The sequence below is a fragment of the Klebsiella sp. PK01 genome (assembly GCF_057624675.1).
The window spans coordinates 463,425-483,483 of record NZ_JBYEZM010000001.1 but is presented as its reverse complement, the minus strand read 5'-3'; the positions used below and the strand labels follow the sequence as shown (position 1 = coordinate 483,483).

Genomic DNA, 20,059 nt, shown 5'->3' with positions numbered 1-20,059 from the left:
TGAATAACAATGCTGGCCCGTTTTTTTGTCTTTCGCCCGGTTTTTGCCGCGGTCATCGCCATCTGCATCATGGCAACCGGCGCTCTCGCCATGATGACTTTGCCGGTGGAACAGTATCCGGATATCGCCCCGCCTGCTATTAATGTCTCGGCTAACTATACTGGCGCTTCAGCAGAAACCGTCGAGGATAGTGTTACTCAGGTGCTGGAGCAGCAGATTAAAGGTATCGATGGGTTGATCTACTTTTCCTCAAGCAGCAGTTCAGCTGGCCAGGCCCGCATTAGCCTTAGTTTCGATCAGGACGTTAACCCTGATATGGCGCAGGTACAGGTACAAAACGCGGTAAATCAATCAATTACACGATTACCACAAGAGGTGCAGCAGCAAGGAATTACCGTTACCAAATCTCAGGGGGACAGCTTGATGGTGGTAGCCTTGTATGACCCAAGCAGGCAATTAACCAGTCTTGATATTAGCGATTTCCTCATCAGCTCTTTACAAGAACCGTTGAGCCGCGTCGAAGGCGTGGGTGAAACCACTGTTTTTGGCGCGCAGTATGCCATGCGCATCTGGCTCAATCCGCTCAAACTGACCAGCTATGGATTGATGCCCTCGGACATACAGGCCGCGATCGAGGCGCAGAATTCGCAAGTGACCAGCGGTGAAATTGGTTCTCTGCCGACGATTGAGGGACAATATTTGAACGCCACGGTGACGACGCAGTCCCGCCTTGGTCATCCGGAGCAGTTTGAGAATATTATTCTACGCACTCATCGCGATGGCTCAGTAGTGTACTTGCGCGACGTGGCCCGCGTGGAAATCGGCGCGGAAAACTATCAAAACCAAACGACGCTCAATGGTTACCCTTCCGCTGGGATCTCAATTCAGTTGGCCTCGGGAGCCAACGCGCTGGAAACGGCGGAGAAAGTTAGGACTGAAGTCGAACGCCTTTCTCCCCGCTTTCCACAAGGCGTAATCGCCGCCTATCCACGCGACAGCACTCCGTTTGTGACGGTATCGATCGAAAGCGTGGTGCATACGCTGATTGAAGCGATACTCTTTGTCGTGGCCGTTATGTATCTTTTTCTTCAAAGCTGGCGTGCAACGCTTATCCCGACCCTGACGGTACCGGTGGTTCTGTTGGGCACTTTCGGCATTCTCAGCCTGCTTGGCTACAGCATCAATACACTGACCCTTTTTGCCATGGTGCTGGCAATCGGGCTGCTGGTAGATGACGCTATCGTGGTGGTGGAAAATGTTGAACGTTTGATGGCAGAGGAAAACCTCACTCCACAGGAGGCCACGCTGCGCTCGATGAATGAGATAACCGGGGCGCTGATAGGTATTGCTCTGGTTCTCTCCACCGTTTTTATCCCGATGGCGTTCTTTGGTGGCTCTGTGGGGATTATCTATCGTCAGTTCACCGTGACCATTGTTTCAGCAATGGCGCTGTCTGCATTGGTCGCTCTGACGCTGACGCCAACGCTGTGCGCCCACCTGCTCAGGCCTGGACACATAAATAAAGGTCGTTTTTTTACCCTCTTCAATCGCGGAGTAGCGATAAGTCAGAACAGCTACCTGGCCACACTTCGTCGAATGACCGCCCATCCACTCCGTTTTGTTTGTCTGGCCCTGATACTAACTTTTTTGATGCTCTGGCAATATCAAAAGCTCGCAAGCGGATTTTTGCCCGAGGAGGATCAGGGCGCGGTTATGGTTCAGTACTCGCTGCCGTCTGGTTCGCCGATGTCGATGACCGAGGCCGTTGGCGCGGATATTACCCACTATTTTATGACTGAGGAGAAAGATAACCTCGACGTTATTTTTATGGTCACAGGAAGAAATAATGCCGGTAGCGGGCAGAACGTCGGTATGGCATTCGCTGAGTTAAAACACTGGGACCAGCGTCCCGGGAAAGAAAACAGCGCTCAGGCCATTATTCTACGCGCAAACCAGTATTTTAATAAAAATGCCACGCAGGCCAACATAAGCGTGATGTCACCCCCGACCATTCGCGGTCTCGGACAATCCAGCGGTTTTGAATTATGGCTGCAGGACAGCGCCGAAAATGGCAGTGCGGCACTTATGCAGGCACAAACCACCCTGCTCAATGCCGCCAGAGAAAATCCTGCTCTTAACGCGGTAAGGATTAATAGTCTGGAGGAAAAGGCGCAGCTGCAAGTCGATGTCGACCGACAAAAAGCGCAGGTTCAGGGGCTGGATCAGGCTGATATCAACAATACGCTTTCAGCGGCCTGGGGGGGCATATATGTTAACGACTTTGTCGATCGAGGGCGGGTTAAACGCGTGTATATCCAGGGAGACGCGCCCTGGCGTTCAACACCGGAAAATTTATCCGCCTGGTTTGTCCGTGGCAACAGCGACAACATGGCGTCCTTCTACAGCTTCTCGACGCTTCGCTGGACCAGCGGACCGCAAATGCTTCAGCGTTTCAATGGGCTGTCGGCCGTGCAGTTTCAAGGAGGTGCTGCGTCTGGCGTCAGCTCCGGCGTGGCAATGGCTGAAATGTCCGAAATGGTCAGCTCGCTGAACGGATTTGACCTGCAATGGAGCGGTTTGTCCTGGCAGGAGCGCTCATCTTCGGTGCAAACGCTGTGGGTCTATCTGGCATCGCTAGCCTTTATGTTTCTGTGCCTCGCTGCCCTATATGAAAGCTGGTCGATCCCCATTGCCGTGATGTTGATTATCCCGTTGGGCATCATTGGCGCGATCAGCGCTTCGTTGCTCGCCGGTTATGAAAATGATATTTATTTCCAAGTGGGGATGTTAACAACAATGGGCCTTTCGGCCAAAAATGCGATCCTGATCGTCGAATTCGGGCTATCGCAGTTTCAGCAAGGAAAAAGCCTGACGGAAGCCGCACTGGAAGGCGCACGGCTGCGCTTGCGTCCGATTATTATGACCTCACTCGCATTTGTTGTCGGCGTGATCCCTCTGGTACTCTCTGCAGGTGCCGGCGCTGCCAGCCAACAAGAAATTGGGACGGCGGTGATTGGCGGCATGCTTTCAGGGACGCTACTGACGTTGCTTTTCGTTCCACTATTTTTCCTGCTAGTGCAGCAAGGAATCATGCGACTGAAAAGTCGCAAACAGTAAGGACTCAATTGATGGTCAATCAACGCGGGCGGCCGATGAAAGCTCGCCCTCGCATTTTGCAAACCGCGCGTGAGCTGTTTCTCCAGCACGGACTGGACGTGTCTTTGGATACCATCGCCGCCGAAGCGGGCACCACGCGTCCGACGCTGTACAGCCATTTTCCCGGTGGTAAAGATGCGCTGCTGCTGGAGACTTTTGCGTTTCTGAATGACACAATGCAGCCCCCCCTACGCCAGCTTTTACAGGAACGTCAGCAGGATTTTCCCGCGCTGCTGCACGGATTTGCAAACGTTGTGCAGCAGCACTTCTATGCCCCTGAGAACATCCATTTTCAGCGCTTACTGATCCAGGTTCTCGTGCAGAAACCCGAGCTATATGTCACGCTTGAGCAACGGCCCTCCGGTCGCGTACTGCAGGCACTCAGCGAGATCCTTGCGCAAAAACGAGACGAGGGACTGTTGACCATCAACGACCCGGAACTGCAGGCAACAGCGTTTCTCGGCGCAATTATGGGTTACCCGCTGCCTGGGGCGCTCATTGCACAAAAAACAATAGATCCAAAAAGGCTGGAGCAACTTGCCGACTGCGCAATTGAGGGGTTTCTCAAAGCATGGGGGTACAAGCCGTAATGCTTTGCCACAACTATCTGAAAAAAAAGGAGAATACCTGAGGTACTCTCCTTGTTTTATAGGTGGTTAATCAGCCCGACATATATAAGTGGGATAATGCCGGTCCTGGATCAGCCACACCGAAGGCGCAACCTCGGAGATGGTAAGATAGTAACGGGCGGTTGGATTGGCGAAGCTTCCCCATTGCTCATCGGGCGTGTTGTCATTGTGCCTGCGCCAGGTTTTGGTGTAGCTCAATACCACCACTTTATCATCATCCCGCCGCGACCAGATAAAATCGACATCTCTGTCAACAATCATACTCTGGCCATTTGCCCAGGCAGCCCCTTTGTAGGCGGTCAGACCAGTACCGTCGCGGTGAAAATAGAACTGAGCAACTGTATTAACCCGCACTTCACTGGCCTTCCCTTCATTGCGCGTAAAATTAAATAGGGTACTGCAGGCCAGTACATCACGTTTACCAACTCCGGTAGAACAGTAATAAAGCGCCAATCCGCCACCGAGCAGAAAAATACCGAGGCCACAGAAAACTTTAATTTTCATTTTTCTGCTCCACTTTTATAGCGAATGGTTTTACACAAACTGGCTTTATTGATCGGGCATGCGCCGATAAACACTTCATCCGCAGCGACCAGGGAAAAACGAGCGCTGAAATAATAGACGTTGTACTCCTCGCGCTGGCACGCTACGCTGTTTTTATCCAGCAACGCGGCCAGTTTCGATAATACCAACGGTCGCCCATGATCGTTAATAAGCCAGATCCTACATTTAGCGATTTTTTGCTCAACCGGCTTTAGCTTTATCGGCGTCGTTATATTCTGTTGTTGGCGAATAATTATACCAATACCGAATACCGACGCTAATAATGCCGTGAATACCAGCCACCATTTCAGACGTCGTGGTTGCTTCCTCTTTTCAGCGTTTTGTCGCTGGGGTTGAGGTTCGCTTGCGTAAGCGTTTTGCGCCGGTTGAAAAATAACATCCGCCTCAAACCGGAAACCATAGCGTGGTATGGTCACAATCAATTCATGATGTTCTCCCAACGCCTGGAAGCTTTTGCGTAACTCACTTATCGCTTTGTTGAGATTATTTCCCGAAGGCGTGAAACCGAATTCCTGCCACACGCGGGTAATCAACTCCTCACGGCTAAGTTCGCTTCCTTTATGACGAATAAATTCCTGTAACAGACGCACGGCGGGCGCCGAAAGCGTTAATACGGACTCAGGCTGTCCAACAATACTTAATGTGTGAGCTTCAGGATCAAATAACAACGAATTGTTGCATATAAAAAACATATTTCATTCTCGGCTGTTGCCGCTTGCTTTTTATCCCTGTAACTGCAGGCAAGAAATCCCCTTCTGAATTAGCTTATTTTTTCATCAGTAGGAATTTTCTCCCCATCCTGGGTTGCGGCATTTTCTTTTAACTATACAACTTTAAAGCCTGGATTGCAGGATAAAGAACTGTATTTTTTAAGTTAACTAATACAAATTTTCACAACCTGCTGTTCCGGTTAAAGTTTCCCTGTCCTGAAGCGATACGAAAGCAGACGGTGTCGTGGTGTAAAAACGCCGTACATGAACTCAGAGCAGGCAGAATGAATGTGAAAGTAAAAAACAGAGTAAACAAGTCCACTGCGCTTTATCTCGCTGCCCTGTCGATGTCATTTTTCGCAGAAATGACACAGGCTAATATGAGCGTTTACCCGATGGAACTTAACGTCGACAGTTCCGGGACGGCCCAAATCAGAGTGGCCTCTAAAAGCGATGATATTCAGTTCATTCGGGTGAGGCAAAAGAAAATTCTTAATCCGGGTACGCCACAGGAAAAAGAAGTTGAGATGGCAGCCTGGAAAGACGGTGGCGTTGTCGTTACCCCTGAAAAATTCGCCTTAGCGGCAGGCGCTTTACGTATCGTGAGGCTGGTATCTCTGACGCCGCCAGAAAAAGAGAGTACCTGGCGCGTTTATTTTGAAGGGGTAAAACAGCCGGATAGTATTCTGCCCGCAGCATCCGCGGGAACGCCGGCTTCGGCCAAACTCGGCGTTAACGTTATCTGGGGAGCATTGGTTCATTTGGCGCCGGAAAAGCCGGTGGTTTCTCTGCGAATAAATCCCGCAGCTGGAACTTTAAAAAATGACGGCTCTTTGCGGGTACCGCTGAAAGAAATTGGCGCTTGCGATGTTAATGATAAATGCAGGTGGTTTAAAGAAGATGCGACTATTTATCCGGACACCGAGCGAAAATTAAAAGTGCTCACTCAGGTTCGTGGCCAAAAATATAAATTCCGCTATTTCAACTGGATTAATAAAACAGCTGAAGAAGCCGACTTACCCGTCGTGCAATAACACGACATCACTGTCAAAACCACGTGTGGTTTGTTTAAAGAGCTAATGGAGCTCGTTTATAAATATGGAGATATCAATGAAGAAGTATATTAAACCTCTGATGATCGTTGCTGCGATGTCGACTGCGTTCAGCGCAATGGCTATTCAGAAGGATATTACGGTTAATGCCAACGTAGATTCCCAATTGGATATGACCCAGGCCGATAATACGCCATTACCAGCCAGCATCGATATGCAATATCTGCCGGGCCGTGGGCTGGAAAGCTACCGTCTGAATACCAAGATCTGGTCGAACTCAGCCACCAGCAACGTCAAAGTGCGTCTGGTTAGCGCAGCGAATCTGACCAATGAAGATGGCGCCGAAACGGTACCGATGACCGTAAAACTGGGCGATAAAACCCTGAATACCACCGATGCTGAATTCACCGGTAGCGAACTGTTCCCGGGCAGCGTTGAAAACGGTTCTGCGGTCCTGCCACTGACCATCTCTCAGACCACAAAAGGCATTCTGAAAACCGGTCAGTACAGCGGCGTGGTGAGTCTGATGCTGACTCAGGCGACCACCGCGGAAGGTGGCGCGTAACCCCACAATACGTATAAGGAAGTACATCAGAGGGCGCCTGCCCTCTGATGTCAGGATGACGTCGAGGCTCGTTCATGGCTTTTCACAGAAATGCTCTTCTTTTTGTCGTTTTGTTACCCGCTTCCGTTCAATTAGCCAGTGCCACTATCGTCGTACCTGCGGGCTTTGAGGATCTGGCGAAAACGCAGCGCCTGTGGACAGAAGTGAGTCTGTATGGCACTTCGCTTGGCCTGTTTGAAGCCGATATTACGCTTGAAACGGTAACCTTCGTGGCGCCGGAAACGCTTGTCGCGGCAATTAAACGTCAGTTCAACGATGATCCTGCCTTGATCGCCTCGGTGACCGGCGCCCTTTCCTCTCCGCTTGCGCGTAACGGCAATCTCGCCTGCAGCAGCAATGGTTCCGCGCCGGGTTGCGATTTTATCGACACCAAAAGCGTGGCCCTGATTTATGACGAGAATAACGCGCGCATAAACCTGTTTTTCGACAGACGGTATCTACCTAAACAAACGGCGGAAAATCAGTGGTATCAGCCTACGCGTAATACCGAAAACGCGCTGATCCACCAGCAAAATATCAACTTCGTGGCCGATGAAAACTATCAGTCGATGACCGTGCAGGGAAACGGCGCGCTGGCCATGACTGAGAATGGGTATTTTAACCTCGACTGGACCTGGCTTGGGCAGCGCTCTCGCCATCAACAGCAGCAGGAGATTACGGTGAATAACGCCTGGTTCCGTCAGGATCTGTGGCACGAATATTACGTTCAGTTAGGTGAAATGGATACGCGCGATCTCTTCAGCGCGGCCGGTGGCAATATCAACCTCAGCCAGCTGCCGCTTGGAAAAATTCGCGGTTTGCGTGCCGGCTCAACGCGGGCGTGGATCAACCCCGTGCAGCAGTCCAGCGGAACGCCTATTACCGTGCTGCTTTCCCATGACGCGCGTATAGACGCCCGTAGGGGGAATCAGCTGCTGGCCAGTTTTTATCTTAATGCCGGGGCGCAAACCCTGGATACCCGTTCGTTTCCGGACGGGAGCTATACCGTGACGCTGGCGATTTATGAAAACAACCGCCTGACCCGCACCGAGCAGGTTCCGTTTACCCGCACCGGCATCACGCCATTCGACCGCGTCGAGTGGTTTATGCAGGCCGGTGAAACCGATAACGACGATATGAGCGACGAACGCAGCGCCGTGGTGCAAGCGGGTATTCGCCTGCCTGTAACTTCTACGCTGGCGGTCACCAGCGGCGCAACGGTGAAAAAGAACCAGCGTTTTCTGGAGAGCGCGGTCGACTGGAGTCGCGGATTCAATACCGGCCCCATCGATGGCGTCCTCAGCACACGCTTTAGCTACCTTTATGGCAGCCAGGGCCAACGCGGCAATATTCAGCAAATCAGCTACAACGATGGCTTTTCACTAAGCTTCTATCGTAATGCCTTATCGGCTGATAACTGTGACTCCAGCAGTACCGGATTTGATGCGGTGAATGGTTGCTACCGAAGCCTCTCGGTAATGTTCTCCGTTCCTGTCGGCTCGTGGTATGCCAACCTCGGTTATTCCGATAACCGCAATGAAGGTCGCTATGTTTCGCGGCGTGAATTACCGAATAGTGACGATCGGCGCGACAACGGTTTGCCCTGGGAATCGGTGTATATGACCCGCACACGCTCGCAGGCATGGCAGGCCGGACTGAGCAATTCGTTCAGCACCCGCGGGCTGAATATCAACAGCAGCATAAACCTGTTTATGCGTAACGATCATTCTGGTGATGGCAAGGATAAAGGCGGCTTCCTGAGCGTAAGCCTGTCGCTGGCTCATAACCGTCAGGGCGATGCTTCCAGCTACACTTCCGTGGGGGCCACGTGGCAACAGCAGAAGCATGAAAAGAATCAGCTCAACTATAACATCGCGCACAACTGGTACACCGATGCGCGCGGTGAAAACGAATATGGTCTCAACGCTTCCGGTATTAATAGCGACTCGCTAAATACTTCGGCCTATACCCGTCAAGGCGGCCGTTTTGGTAACGGAAGTTTGACCGTCAGCGATTCGTGGGATCGCCAGGATCATCGCCACCGGTTCAGCAGCAGCGGTAACTACAGTTCTACGCTGGCGTTATCTCGTTCTGGCCTGTGGTTTGGCCGCTGGGGTGACGGACGCCCGGCGTCAGCCATTGCGGTCAACGTCGCCACGCCGGAAGCGTCTCCTGATTCCCGCATTGCCGTTTCGCTTGATAACAGCGGTAGCGCCGATATCCCGGCAAACGCCCGCGCGCTGTTCGCCCTGCCCGGCTATCAGCAAACCACGCTCACTATTAATGAGTCGACGGACATTTCCCACGGCGCCAACAGTGAAATTACGCAGGGGTCGGGAAGCAGAACGGTATTCATGGTGCCAGGAAAAATGCTGCACAGAGAGGTGCAAACCACCACGCGTTACACCTGGCTTGGCCAGTTGACCGATGAACAACATACGCCGTTTATCGGCGGAATGCCGCTCAACGTCAGCGGCTGGAGCGATTTAGGTAATGGCGGCTTTAGCGCGGAAAGCGACAGCCTGATCCAGTCGCTCTATCTGGTGAAACAACAGCAGTTTTACCAGTGCGCGCTGAAGGTGAAGACCATGCGTGACGTCGTGCGTTATGTCGGCACGGTGACCTGTGAAGAACTGACTTATTCCTCGTTACCGGAAACCGTGCAGCAGCAGGCGCAATTACTGCTGGCTGGCCGTACGCCGGCGGTCAGCCCAACGGCGATGAATAACTCTACTCTCTCTACAGGAAAATGATGTGATAACGCGTCTTTTGATTTTACTGCTTGCCTGCATCTGTTTTGCCGAGGCTCAGGCCGGTAGTCCCGCCGGCAGAAATACCAGCGTGGCGTTCGCCTTCGATCGCCAGTCTCCTCCTGCCCGGTTGGATATCTGGCTGCACGAGTCTGGCGGTTATGATTCCAGCGATCCGCAAAAATGGGGACGAAATACCCTGACCTGCCAGTCGCGTACCGATACAACCTATGGCGCCTGCATGACCGCGCCGGTATGGTTTTCGGCAAACCCGGCCGCGCCCTATCCGATAAACCTGCGTTTTACCCACGCAATAACCAACAAAACGGTGGACGTAAAAGTCTATGGCGAACACCGTATGTTTATCAATAACAGAACCTTTGTTTTCGCCAGCTACGTAACGGGCGGTACAGTAGATTTGCCAGCCTGGAACAGTGCGCCCTATTTTGATTTTTACATCGTTCGTAGCGAATTAAACAAACTCGATCAGGCCGGTATCTGGACGGCAACGCTGAAACAGAATTTGCGCGAATGGGGCACCGCCGACTGTGGCGGCAACTTTAATGACGTCAATATTGGCTGCCCAGGCTACCTCACTCTTGCTAACTGGCAGGCAAACCTGCGTATTGAGGTGGTCGACCCGGGCAATCAGCAGATTTATTTACCGGCATTTCCGCACTCCACGCCGGTGGTGAACCTCAACCTCACCAATTTCCCGGGCAGACCCGGCGGCAGTGAGATTAAGGGCGAAAACTCGCTGGATATGTGCCTCTATGACGGCAATAACAGCACCAGCTCACGGGCATTTCTACGCTTCGAAGACGATGGGCTTGACGCGACCGGGCGTGCCGAAGGGGCGTTTTCTATCCGGCGACGGGGAGGCAGCCAGACAGACCCAAGAGATCGTCTCGATTATCAGGTGCTGGTGACCAACCCGACCACCGGCGCAACTGAAGTTGCCGCTAACGGTAAAACGTTGACCTGGGAGGGTACCAACAATCGCCGCTATTTGCGCCAGGTTGTCCTGCCGGGCGGCCGCGAAAGCGTGTTATGCATCCCGGCGCCCATTACCCTGAAAACTCCCGCTTTTGCCGCCAGCAGCAAAAACGCGGGTGACTATACCGGTACGTTACGCGTTATCTATACCCCCAGTACGTTATAAAGAGGCCACTGTGAGTTACGTTGTTCTTGATAATAATCGCTTTTATGCGGAGGGGCTGCGTTACGCCCTTCTCCGTCGTAACGTTATGATGGAAGTGCATAGCGGCACGGTGCAGTGGCAGCCCTTACTGTTAGAGAGCACCACCCTTGTTATTCGCTGCCGTTTCTCCATCAGTGGTACACATCAGTCGCTGGTTGATATTTTGCTTACCCTTGAGGCCCATTGCTGGCAGGGTACGGGCTATCTGGTGTGTAATGAAAAAAGCTGGGGGCTGGCCACCTATCTGCGCAAGCGCTTTGAAACGTTAACGTTGCATATCATTGATGACCGGATTTCCGTTGCGGATGCCGCCTGGCTGTTATCTAAAGAGCCAAGGCGGATCCGCACCCTGCGCTGCTGCCTGACCGAGATGGAATTTAACGTCCTCGACAGACTGGTTAAGGGGCAGTCGGTAAGATATGTCGCGCATATGACGAAGATGAGTGAAAAACAGGTCTCGACCTATAAATGTAATGCGCTGAAGAAACTCAATGCGAATAATCTTCTACAGCTTCTGGTGTAACGACTTGTCCATGCGGCATATCGCCACTATTTTCTCTCTAAGCCAGCGGTGAGCGGGATCGCGTTCCATTCTCGGATGCCACATCTGCGAGACGGTGAGCCGCCGGCTTTTAAAAGGCAGTTCAAAAAGATGCACCTGGTCAACTACCTGCTGATTGACTAAATAGAGGGCGGGGATCATAGCGATAAGATCCGATTGCAGCGCCACGGAAAGCGCGGTCGGAAATCCGGGTACGACGCTGGCGATTTTGCGTTTCATGCCGAGTTCGGCCAGTACATCATCGACGGACCCGTGCAGCGTACCTTCTGGTGAGGCCACCACATGACCCCAGGCAACATAATCCGCCACGGTTATCTCTGTCAGGGCGGCCAGCGGGTGCCCCTTACGCACCACCCCCACAAACCGATCTTCAAATAGCCGTTGCAGACGGATTTCAGGCCCCATATTGCTCTGGACGCCAATCTCCAGATCAACCAGTCCTTCCCGTAGATAGCGTGACGTTTTTTCAGGCTTAGGCGCAAAGCGTAAACAGACGTTGGGCGCGGCTTCGGCTACCGCCGCAATCAGCGAAGGGCCAAACGCCACCACAAACCCATCGTTTGCCCTGATGGTAAAAAGACGCTCCAGATTTTGCACGTTGAGCGCTTCGGCCGCTGGCTGCAGCACCGCCTTCGCCTCGAAGACCGCGCGACGGGCGCGATCGCGGGTCGCCTCCGCCCACGGCGTCAGCACCATGTTACGCCCGGCGCGAACCAATATCTGATCTCCGGTGACGTCGCGTAACCGGCTTAGCGTGCGGCTCATGGCTGACGTACTGAGATTCAAACGACGTGCCGCGCCCGCCACGCTGGCTTCGTTCAGTAATACGTCGAGTGCAATCAATAAATTAAAATCGGGGTCTGACATGACCATCACTCCTGGAACATTCAGATAAGGCGTTTCATGCAACTATAGAGTGTAAATGGTGCGCCTTCCGCCCGGTAAAAGCCATCTTTATAGTTTCGTCATCCAGATATCCTCTGCAGGAGACAACACGATGACACTTTTTTCCAGCCAACCTGGCGATGACGGGCTGCCAGGCCCGGCGCGAGCGCGGGTCATGGCCGCGGTAATGACCACCACGTTAATGGGTGTCTTTGATGGCACCATGGTAAACATTGCCCTGCCGTCGATGGCGCAGGAACTGCAGGCATCATCCAGTACCGCCGTCTGGTTCGCCAACGGGTATCTGCTGGCGGCGGCGATGACGCTGGCGATATTCGCCGCGCTGGCGGCGCGTTTCGGCTACCGCCCGGTGTTTCTGGCCGGACTGACGACATTTATTCTGGCATCAGCAGGTTGCGCGCTGGCGGCGACGCCTGAGCTGCTCATCAGCATGCGGGTGCTGCAAGGGATCGGCGGCGCGGCAACGCTCAGTATCGCGCCCGCCATATTGCGCTCCGTTTTTCCCGGACGACTGCTGGGGCGTATTCTCGGGATACACGCCCTGCTCATCGCTTCAAGCTCCGCCATCGGGCCGGTGCTGGGCGGCACGATCCTGCATACCTTGAGCTGGCAATGGCTGTTTGCAATAAACGTGATCCCCGGCACCGTCGCCTTACTGCTGGCGGTCAGAGCGCTACCGCGGCCGGCAGTTGGCGGGCAAGCCGCTTTTGATACGCCCGGAGCGATATTGTCGGCGCTGCTATTGGGTTCAACAATCATGGCGGCGAATAGCTTGCAGAGCGCTTCGCAGCATATCGATAGTTTGTACTGGACGTTGCTCGCGGCGATAAGCGGTACCGCCTTTATCTGGCGTATCCGGCGTACGAACAACCCGCTGCTGCCGCCTGCGATGTTTAAGAATGAACGTTTTACCCTTTCGGCCTTTACGTCGCTGATCGCCTTCGTAAGCCAGGGGATCACTTTTATTGCGCTGCCGTTCCTGTTCCAGAACGGGTATGGCTATAGTCCGATGCTCTCGGCGCTGCTGTTTACTCCGTGGCCATTAGGGATAGTGCTGATCGCGCCGCACGCCGGCCGTTGGGCGGACTCAATCTCTGCTCCGCTCATCTCGACGCTGGGATTGATGATTTTTGTCGCGGGTTTAATCCTGCTGGCGATGCTGCCCGCTACGCCCGCCGCGTGGGATATCTGCCTGCGGAGCCTGGTATGCGGTATTGGCTTTGGCTGCTTCCAGAGCCCGAATAACCGCGAAATGCTGTCAAACGTGAGTCGCGAACAGGCGAGCTATGCCTCGGGCGTTTTATCTATCATGCGCACATTCGGGCAGTGTCTGGGCGCCGCCTTGATGGGCGTACTGTTGGCAAAAGACGAAAGCGCCGTTCATATTGCGCTGTGGATCGCCGCCGCGGTCTCGGCGTTGTCGGCGGCCGTTAGCGCCAGCCGACTGCGGAAAATAGCTCTTCCTGCGGGAGCGGGATAAGTCGGCGGCGCATCCCCGACAAGAGGATGCGCCCGTTATTGCTTTACCCGGCAAGTTTTATCACCGCCCGGCTGAAGGCATCAATCGCCAGTTCGACATCGGCTTCGCTGACCGATTCCGCCGGATGGTGACTAATTCCCCCTTTACAGCGCACAAACAGCATCCCCACCGGCCAGCGCTCCGCGACAGCAATCGCATCATGTCCGGCGCCGCTTGGCAGCGTCAACGCCGCGCCCTGTACCTCGCATACCGCTTCGGCAATCACCCCCTGTAATCGCGGATCGCAGGTGGTTGCCGCAATGCGATAGAACTCCTCAGCGGCAAACTGCAGGCCGCGACGCCCGGCAATCTCTGCGGCTGACGCCAGCAATGAATCCAGTAATGCATCCAGCGGTTGATCCTGCGGACCGCGGATATCAAGAGTCAATGCGACTTCGCCGGGAATGACGTTAACCGCCCCCGGCGAGCAGCGCAATGTCCCGACGGTAGCGACCAGGTTGCCTCCCTGCTGGCGCGTTGTGCTCTCAATACACAGCATCCACTCCGCGGCGGCGGCAAGCGCGTCGCGGCGCTGGTCCATCGGCACCGTGCCGGCATGACCCGCCTCGCCGGTAAAACAGCAATTGAGGCGCCGCGCGCCGTTGATCGCCTCGACCACACCGAGTGCCGAACCGGCCTGTTCCAGTCGCGGACCCTGCTCGATATGCAGCTCCAGATAGGCGGAAAAATCTTCCGCCGGGCGCGAGGCTGAATGGACGCGTGATGGATCCAACCCGGCGTTGACCATCGCCTGCGCCAGGCTAATGCCTTCGGCATCATACTGGTCCAGCCAGGCATGTGGCCAGCTGCCCGTCAGCCCCTTGCTGCCCAATAGCGTGATACCAAAGCGTGTTCCTTCTTCATCGCAGAAACCGACGATTTCGATGGCCTGCGCCAGTCGGCGCTCCTGATTATGTAAGCTCTGCACCACTTCGATGGCGGCTAACACCCCCAACATGCCATCATATCGCCCGGCGTTGCGTACCGTATCGAGATGCGATCCAAGCAAAATCGCCGGCGCCCCTTCTTCACGGCCTTCATAGCGCCCGCAAATATTACCGACGCTGTCCTGCCAGACGAGCATGCCTGCCTGGCGCATCCAGTGGCCAACCTGCTGATTAGCTTCAAGATGCTGTGGCGAAAGGTAAACCCGCGTCAGGCCTTCCGGCGTTTCGCTTATCGCCGCCAATCTCTCAGCCCGCGCCATCACTCGCGCTGCGGCCAGGTTCATAGCGGCTTCTCGCTGCGATAATGATCCCACGCCGCCTGCATGGCTGCCCCTTGCGTGGTGGGGAATTTCAGGTAATTGAGTACTGATTCCAGCGCGCTGAGGGTAGTCATGACGCAATCTTTGCGCGCGTTGTAACCCATTGTGCCTATACGCCACACTTTGCCGTGCAGCGGGCCGAATGAGGTGCCAATCTCAATGGCGAAATCTTGCAGCATCAGTTGGCGGACCTGGTCGCCATTAATGCCCTGCGGGATGATCACGCCCAATACGTTATTCATTTTGTGTTGCAGGTCGCCAAAGATTTCCAGACCCATCGCCTGAATACCTTTCACCAGCGCGTCGCCGTGCAGTTTGTGACGGGCAATGCCGTTATCGAGCCCTTCCTCAAGAATCAGACGCGCGCATTCGCGGGCGGCGAACAGCGCGGATGTCGCTTCAGTATGATGGTTAAGCCGTTCTGGCCCCCAGTAATCCATCACCATCCCGAGATCGAAATAGTTGGAGTAAACCATCTCATCGACGCCATCAAGGTGTTCGGCGGTACGGATCCCCTGCTCAACGCATTTACGTCGACGGATAGCCTCTTCCATCCGCGGGCTCAGGGTAATGGGCGAGGTGCCGGAGGGGCCGCCGAGGCACTTTTGCATCCCCGCCGATACCGCATCCAGCCCCCAGGCATCGGTCTCCAGCGCATTGCCGCCCAATGAGGCGGTGGCGTCGGTATAAAACAGCACATCATAACGACGGCAGATCTCGCCCAGCTCCGCCAGCGGCTGCAGCATGGTGGTCGAGGTGTCTCCCTGCACCGTCAGCAGCATACGTGGACGCACCCGTTTGATCGCATCTTCAATCTGCTCGGGAGAGAACACGTCACCCCACGGCACCTCAATGGTATGCACTTCCGCCCGGCAGCGGCGGGCGATTTCACATAACAGATGGCCAAAGCGGCCAAATACCGGCACCAGCACTTTGTCGCCGGGGCGGATCGCGGAGATCAGAATGGCTTCAATCCCCGCCCGTGAGGTGCCATCCACCAGCATGGTCCAGCGGTTGCTGGTGCGGAATACCCCGCGGTATAACGCCATAACTTCGTTCATATAGTGCGTCATAGCCGGATCGTATTGGCCGATAAGCTGGCTGGACATGGCGCGCAGGACGCGCGGGTCGGCGTTGATCGGCCCCGGCCCCATCAGCAGACGATGCGGAGGATTGATTGGTGAAAATTGAGCGATATCCATTGTAGATTCCTTTATTAATTCAGTCCGCGCACGGAGGAGATAAATTGTTTGAGTTCATTGGTTTGCGGCTGGCTGAACAGCGTTTTGCTGTCGCCCTGCTCCCAGACTCGCCCCTGGTGCATAAACACCACCCGGTCGCCGACTTCACGGGCAAAATTCATTTCATGGGTAACCAGAATCAGCGTCATTCCTTCCGCGGCCAGCTGTTCCAGCACTTTGAGCACCTCGCCCACCAGTTCCGGATCCAGCGCGGAGGTGATTTCGTCGCAGAGTAAAACTTTTGGCGACATCGCCAGCGCGCGGGCGATAGCGACCCGCTGCTGTTGCCCGCCGGAAAGGCTGGAGGGATAGAAATCCAGCCGATCGCCAAGCCCGACTTTAACCAGCATTTGCTGCGCCAGTTCGCGGCACTCGGCGGGCTTTTTTTTCAATACCCGCCGCGGCGCCAGCATCACATTTTCCAGCGCCGTCATATGCGGAAATAAATTGAAGTTCTGGAATACCATGCCAACGGAGCGGCTAATCTCCCGCGCCTGCGAATCGCTGTCGGTAATGGTCATGCCGCCGAGCTTAATACTGCCTTCCTGGTACCCCTCCAGCCCGTTAATACAGCGCAATAAGGTGCTTTTCCCCGAGCCGCTTCGGCCGATGATGGAGATCACCTCCCCCATATTGATATCGAGATCGACCCCCTTCAGCACGTGATTATCGCCGTAGAATTTCTGCACCTGATTAATGGTGATGAGCGGCATTGAATTTATTCTCCAGATAGCGGCTGTAACGGGACAGCGGATAACACATGATGAAGTAGCCCAGCGCGACCAGCGCGAAAACCTTAAACGGCTGATACGTCACATTGGTGAGCATGGTGCCAGCCTTGGTGAGCTCGACGAAACCGATAATCGACGCCAGCGCGGTGCCTTTTATCACCTGCACGGCGAAACCCACGGTGGGAGCGATGGCAATCCGCACCGCCTGTGGCGCCACTACGCGACATAACGTCTGGGTGAAATTTAATCCCAGGCAACGCGATGCCTCCCACTGTCCTTTCGGCAAGGCCCGGATACTGCCGTACCAGATATCCAGCAAAAAGGCGCTGGTATAGAGGGTCAGCGCCAGCGCGGCGGCGGTCCACGGCGACACATCGATCCCGAATAACGCCACGCCGAAAAAGGCGAGAAACAGCTGCATCAGCAATGGCGTCCCCTGAAATAGCTCGATATAGCCGCGAATGAGGCGCTGCCCCCAACGTTTTCCCCGCAGGCGCAGCAGCAACAGCGGTAATGTCACCAGCGCGCCGCCAATAAAAGCCGTCAATGACAGCAGCACGGTCCAGCGTCCGGCCAGCAGCAGGTTGCGTACGATGTCCCAGTCGGTAAAGGTTGTCATCATGCCTGCACCCTCAGCCATTTACGTCCAGCCGCCATTAACAGCTGGCGCATCGCTATCGATAACGCTAAATAGAGACACGTCGTCACCAGATACACCTCGAAGCTCAAAAACGTTCGCGATTGAATTAAGTTGGCGGCAAAGGTCAGCTCTTCATAAGAGACCTGCGATACCACCGACGATCCGAGCATCACGATAATGCACTGGCTCACCAGCGCCGGATAAATACGCTGCAACGCCGGCGGCAACACCACCTGAATAAAGGTCTGACTCCGGCTGAGCCCCAGTACCCGGCCGGCTTCCCACTGCCCTTTTGGCGTCACCTGGATCCCGGCGCGGACAATCTCCGTACTGTAGGCGCCCAGGTTGACGATCATCGCCAGTAGCGCCGCTTCGCCCGCCGTCATCTTCAACCCCAGATTCGGCAGGCCGAAGACAATAAAGAACAGTTGAACCACGAACGGCGTATTGCGGATAACCTCAACGTAAGCCCCCCATATCCGACTCAGCCAGCTTGCCCGCCCGCTACGCAGAGCCGCGCCGACGATCCCGATGGCCAGGCCGCCGAGTGTGGCGAGTACAGTGAGTTGGATAGTGACCCAGAGTCCCGTCACGAGCTCCGGCCAATAAGGCCAGAGCGCGGAAAAATGTAATTGCTCCGTCATCGCCGTACCTTAAGCGGCAAAGTCGCTGGGCAACGGCGCTTTCAGCCACTGCTGTGACAACGTATTGAGGGTGCCGTCCTTAATGCCCTGCGCGATTAAGGCATTCACCTTTTCCTTCAGCGCCGGTTCATTCTTTTTCAGGCCAATCACGCACGGTGAATCCTTAAGCATAAAGTTGGCGACCGGGGCTTTCGCCGGGTTTTGCCGCGAGATAGCCGCCACCACCAGGTTACCCGTCGCTACGTATTGCACCTGACCAGAAAGCCAGGCCGACAGCGTGGTGTTGTTATCTTCGTAACGCTTAATCTGCGTCGCTTTCGGCGCAATGCTGGTCAGCACCATATCTTCCACCGCGCCGCGGGTCACGCCGATACTCTTACCGCTCAGTTCGGCCGCATCTTTCAGGGTACTGCCCTGCGGGCCGAAGACGCCAAGGAAAAACGGCGCGTAAGGTTGGCTGAAATCGATGACCTTTTCCCGCTCGGCGTTCTTACCCAGGCTTGAGATCACCAGATCCACTTTATCGGTCTGCAGATACGGTACCCGGTTGGCGCTGCTCACCGGAACCAGCTGCAGTTTTAGCTTCATCTGCTTTGCCAGATAGCGGGCCATATCGATGTCATACCCCTGTGGCTGGAGATCGGTGCCGACAGAACCAAACGGCGGGAAGTCCTGGGGAACGGCGACGCGGATCACGCCGCGTTTTTCAATATCCTGGAGTTGGTCCGCGCGTGCGGCGGTGATTTGTGTTAACAGACAAGCGGCCCCGGTCAGCGCGATCAGCAGTTTTTTCATCATCATTCCCCGTTACGTTAGTATGAAACAAAAGATTCTTTAAATAAACTTCTGCAACTAATGTGCCAGATACGGACAAAACAAATTTGCGCCGGCCAATCGGCTTTTAGCGGGAAATGACGGGAATATTAACCATAGCGGTAAGAAGAATTGGATTTCTTCTTACCGCATTTTGGCACTAAAAAGGTGCAAAGCACCAGCATGACTCCCCATTATCGTTGTTCAAGCTCATCCAGTTGTTGGTATAACGTAGCGATGTCATGAATGCGCGGGCGACCGCTATCGAGAATTTCATGTAGCAAGGCGTTCGCCAGCAGGTTGATAAGACTATTGGCCGACGCGTAGCTGTCGAAAGCCGACACGCTGTCCAGCGGGGCGCAGAGCCGCCAGCGCGCCAGAGGAAACAGGCTATGCGCCTGCGGCTCACAGATTAGCAGCTGCGGAACTCCCCGCTGTTGCAGTTGCTGCATCAATGGGCGAATAATTCGCGGCCGACGGCGAAACGCCATCACCACCACCATATCTTCCGCGCTTAAATCGACCAGTTCTTCACTTAGGCTTTGCCCCGGTTGCGGCAGCACCACCACTTGCCCGCGCGCCTGCAGTAACTGCTGACGTAGATGCAACGCCAGCGGCCAGGAGTTACGCATGCCAATAATGACGATGCGCCTGGCTTTCACCAGTGCGTTAATGGCTTCGGCAAACTGCCGGGCATCCAGCGCGTTCACCCACTGCGTCAGGTTTGCCATCTCCTGCTTATAATGCCGCGCCAGCAAGGTATTACCCTGCACCGCCTCGCGATGATCGGTCAACGGCATCCCGCTCTGGCGTAACGTGCGCAGTTCATCGCGCATATCGCGATACTTTTCATACCCCAGCCGTTTAAACAGGCGGCTTACCGTCGCTTTAGATACCCCGCTCAGCTGGGCCAGCTCGGCGCTGTTGTAGCTAATCAGGTCATCAAAGTGGTCGACAATGAAATCCGCCACCCGCTGCTCCTGGGGTGACAACGACGCATATTGCGCCTTCAGCCGTTCATCGAGTTGTTCCATAGCGCCTCTGTAACTTTTGTTTCACTGAACTATACC

At 54.7% G+C, this 20,059-nt stretch carries 18 protein-coding genes; 8 read left to right on the top strand and 10 right to left on the bottom strand.

Annotation, left to right across the window (positions count from 1 at the left end; translation table 11 throughout):
• Window positions 1-9 precede the first annotated feature (9 nt).
• Together AC22LX_RS02280 and AC22LX_RS02275 are read left to right on the top strand one after the other, a co-directional pair.
• On the top strand, window positions 10-3,117 hold the full coding sequence (locus tag AC22LX_RS02280; RefSeq protein ID WP_487333718.1) for a multidrug efflux RND transporter permease subunit: 3,108 nt from the start codon (window positions 10-12) through the stop codon (window positions 3,115-3,117).
• Between the two features lie 11 nt (window positions 3,118-3,128).
• The gene (locus AC22LX_RS02275; RefSeq protein ID WP_487333717.1) at window positions 3,129-3,746 is read left to right on the top strand and encodes a TetR/AcrR family transcriptional regulator; all 618 of its coding nucleotides are present in this window, start codon (window positions 3,129-3,131) and stop codon (window positions 3,744-3,746) included.
• Between the two features lie 66 nt (window positions 3,747-3,812).
• On the opposite strand, the gene AC22LX_RS02270 is transcribed toward AC22LX_RS02275, so the two are convergent.
• Window positions 3,813-4,289, bottom strand: a complete 477-nt coding sequence (locus tag AC22LX_RS02270; protein ID WP_045394405.1) for a hypothetical protein — start codon at window positions 4,287-4,289, stop codon at window positions 3,813-3,815.
• Window positions 4,286-5,041 carry a winged helix-turn-helix domain-containing protein gene (locus AC22LX_RS02265; protein WP_487333716.1) on the bottom strand — a complete coding sequence of 252 codons (756 nt, stop codon included), beginning with the start codon at window positions 5,039-5,041 and terminating at the stop codon, window positions 4,286-4,288. Before AC22LX_RS02265 ends, AC22LX_RS02270 begins: the two co-directional genes overlap by 4 nt.
• A 308-nt stretch (window positions 5,042-5,349) precedes the next feature.
• On the opposite strand from AC22LX_RS02265, the gene AC22LX_RS02260 reads away from it, so the two are divergent.
• From AC22LX_RS02260 to AC22LX_RS02240, 5 genes are all read left to right on the top strand, one after another.
• Window positions 5,350-6,093: a fimbrial protein gene (locus tag AC22LX_RS02260; protein ID WP_458294217.1), complete on the top strand. Its 744-nt coding sequence runs from the start codon at window positions 5,350-5,352 to the stop codon at window positions 6,091-6,093.
• A 76-nt stretch (window positions 6,094-6,169) separates the two neighbouring features.
• Window positions 6,170-6,676 carry a CS1 type fimbrial major subunit gene (locus tag AC22LX_RS02255; RefSeq protein WP_015366620.1) on the top strand — a complete coding sequence of 169 codons (507 nt, stop codon included), beginning with the start codon at window positions 6,170-6,172 and terminating at the stop codon, window positions 6,674-6,676.
• Between the two features lie 74 nt (window positions 6,677-6,750).
• On the top strand, window positions 6,751-9,468 hold the full coding sequence (locus AC22LX_RS02250) for a TcfC E-set like domain-containing protein (RefSeq protein WP_487333715.1): 2,718 nt from the start codon (window positions 6,751-6,753) through the stop codon (window positions 9,466-9,468).
• 1 nt (window position 9,469) lies between these two features.
• Window positions 9,470-10,627 carry a CblD like pilus biogenesis initiator family protein gene (locus AC22LX_RS02245; protein ID WP_487333714.1) on the top strand — a complete coding sequence of 386 codons (1,158 nt, stop codon included), beginning with the start codon at window positions 9,470-9,472 and terminating at the stop codon, window positions 10,625-10,627.
• A 10-nt stretch (window positions 10,628-10,637) separates the two neighbouring features.
• On the top strand, window positions 10,638-11,189 hold the full coding sequence (locus tag AC22LX_RS02240; protein ID WP_042897460.1) for a LuxR C-terminal-related transcriptional regulator: 552 nt from the start codon (window positions 10,638-10,640) through the stop codon (window positions 11,187-11,189).
• Here the strand turns inward: AC22LX_RS02240 and AC22LX_RS02235 are convergent.
• Window positions 11,172-12,095 carry a LysR family transcriptional regulator gene (locus AC22LX_RS02235; RefSeq protein WP_487333713.1) on the bottom strand — a complete coding sequence of 308 codons (924 nt, stop codon included), beginning with the start codon at window positions 12,093-12,095 and terminating at the stop codon, window positions 11,172-11,174. The genes AC22LX_RS02240 and AC22LX_RS02235 overlap by 18 nt on opposite strands.
• A 130-nt stretch (window positions 12,096-12,225) precedes the next feature.
• Here AC22LX_RS02235 and AC22LX_RS02230 point away from each other — a divergent pair, with 130 nt between their 5' ends.
• Complete coding sequence (locus tag AC22LX_RS02230) at window positions 12,226-13,614, top strand: MFS transporter (RefSeq protein WP_487333712.1); 1,389 nt, start codon at window positions 12,226-12,228, stop codon at window positions 13,612-13,614.
• Between the two features lie 43 nt (window positions 13,615-13,657).
• On the opposite strand, the gene hpxK is transcribed toward AC22LX_RS02230, so the two are convergent.
• From hpxK to hpxU, 7 genes are all read right to left on the bottom strand, one after another.
• On the bottom strand, window positions 13,658-14,884 hold the full coding sequence (gene hpxK, locus AC22LX_RS02225) for an allantoate amidohydrolase (protein ID WP_063447089.1): 1,227 nt from the start codon (window positions 14,882-14,884) through the stop codon (window positions 13,658-13,660).
• A complete protein-coding gene (locus tag AC22LX_RS02220; protein WP_045413946.1) occupies window positions 14,881-16,122 on the bottom strand; it encodes a pyridoxal-phosphate-dependent aminotransferase family protein in 1,242 nt (413 codons plus the stop codon). Before AC22LX_RS02220 ends, hpxK begins: the two co-directional genes overlap by 4 nt.
• Before the next feature lie 14 nt (window positions 16,123-16,136).
• Window positions 16,137-16,874 (bottom strand): amino acid ABC transporter ATP-binding protein, encoded by a 738-nt coding sequence (locus AC22LX_RS02215; RefSeq protein ID WP_015705410.1) that lies wholly within the window; start codon window positions 16,872-16,874, stop codon window positions 16,137-16,139.
• Window positions 16,855-17,511: an amino acid ABC transporter permease gene (locus AC22LX_RS02210; RefSeq protein ID WP_487333782.1), complete on the bottom strand. Its 657-nt coding sequence runs from the start codon at window positions 17,509-17,511 to the stop codon at window positions 16,855-16,857. Before AC22LX_RS02210 ends, AC22LX_RS02215 begins: the two co-directional genes overlap by 20 nt.
• Window positions 17,511-18,176, bottom strand: a complete 666-nt coding sequence (locus AC22LX_RS02205; protein ID WP_045394382.1) for an amino acid ABC transporter permease — start codon at window positions 18,174-18,176, stop codon at window positions 17,511-17,513. Before AC22LX_RS02205 ends, AC22LX_RS02210 begins: the two co-directional genes overlap by 1 nt.
• Before the next feature lie 9 nt (window positions 18,177-18,185).
• Window positions 18,186-18,971 carry a transporter substrate-binding domain-containing protein gene (locus tag AC22LX_RS02200; RefSeq protein WP_045394380.1) on the bottom strand — a complete coding sequence of 262 codons (786 nt, stop codon included), beginning with the start codon at window positions 18,969-18,971 and terminating at the stop codon, window positions 18,186-18,188.
• Between the two features lie 212 nt (window positions 18,972-19,183).
• Window positions 19,184-20,023 carry a MurR/RpiR family transcriptional regulator HpxU gene (hpxU, locus tag AC22LX_RS02195; protein ID WP_063447090.1) on the bottom strand — a complete coding sequence of 280 codons (840 nt, stop codon included), beginning with the start codon at window positions 20,021-20,023 and terminating at the stop codon, window positions 19,184-19,186.
• Window positions 20,024-20,059: the final 36 nt, after the last annotated feature.

Excerpts from the sequence above, each read along its gene's own strand:
- AC22LX_RS02210 (WP_487333782.1), bottom strand. The coding sequence starts at position 17,511 with ATGACAACCTTTACCGACTGGGACATCGTACGCAACCTGCTGCTGGCC.
- AC22LX_RS02270 (WP_045394405.1), bottom strand. The coding sequence starts at position 4,289 with ATGAAAATTAAAGTTTTCTGTGGCCTCGGTATTTTTCTGCTCGGTGGC.
- hpxU (WP_063447090.1), bottom strand. The coding sequence starts at position 20,023 with ATGGAACAACTCGATGAACGGCTGAAGGCGCAATATGCGTCGTTGTCA.
- AC22LX_RS02235 (WP_487333713.1), bottom strand. The coding sequence starts at position 12,095 with ATGTCAGACCCCGATTTTAATTTATTGATTGCACTCGACGTATTACTG.
- AC22LX_RS02220 (WP_045413946.1), bottom strand. The coding sequence starts at position 16,122 with ATGGATATCGCTCAATTTTCACCAATCAATCCTCCGCATCGTCTGCTG.
- AC22LX_RS02200 (WP_045394380.1), bottom strand. The coding sequence starts at position 18,971 with ATGAAAAAACTGCTGATCGCGCTGACCGGGGCCGCTTGTCTGTTAACA.
- AC22LX_RS02255 (WP_015366620.1), top strand. The coding sequence starts at position 6,170 with ATGAAGAAGTATATTAAACCTCTGATGATCGTTGCTGCGATGTCGACT.
- AC22LX_RS02205 (WP_045394382.1), bottom strand. The coding sequence starts at position 18,176 with ATGACGGAGCAATTACATTTTTCCGCGCTCTGGCCTTATTGGCCGGAG.
- hpxK (WP_063447089.1), bottom strand. The coding sequence starts at position 14,884 with ATGAACCTGGCCGCAGCGCGAGTGATGGCGCGGGCTGAGAGATTGGCG.
- AC22LX_RS02275 (WP_487333717.1), top strand. The coding sequence starts at position 3,129 with ATGGTCAATCAACGCGGGCGGCCGATGAAAGCTCGCCCTCGCATTTTG.
- AC22LX_RS02280 (WP_487333718.1), top strand. The coding sequence starts at position 10 with ATGCTGGCCCGTTTTTTTGTCTTTCGCCCGGTTTTTGCCGCGGTCATC.
- AC22LX_RS02250 (WP_487333715.1), top strand. The coding sequence starts at position 6,751 with ATGGCTTTTCACAGAAATGCTCTTCTTTTTGTCGTTTTGTTACCCGCT.
- AC22LX_RS02265 (WP_487333716.1), bottom strand. The coding sequence starts at position 5,041 with ATGTTTTTTATATGCAACAATTCGTTGTTATTTGATCCTGAAGCTCAC.
- AC22LX_RS02230 (WP_487333712.1), top strand. The coding sequence starts at position 12,226 with ATGACACTTTTTTCCAGCCAACCTGGCGATGACGGGCTGCCAGGCCCG.
- AC22LX_RS02215 (WP_015705410.1), bottom strand. The coding sequence starts at position 16,874 with ATGCCGCTCATCACCATTAATCAGGTGCAGAAATTCTACGGCGATAAT.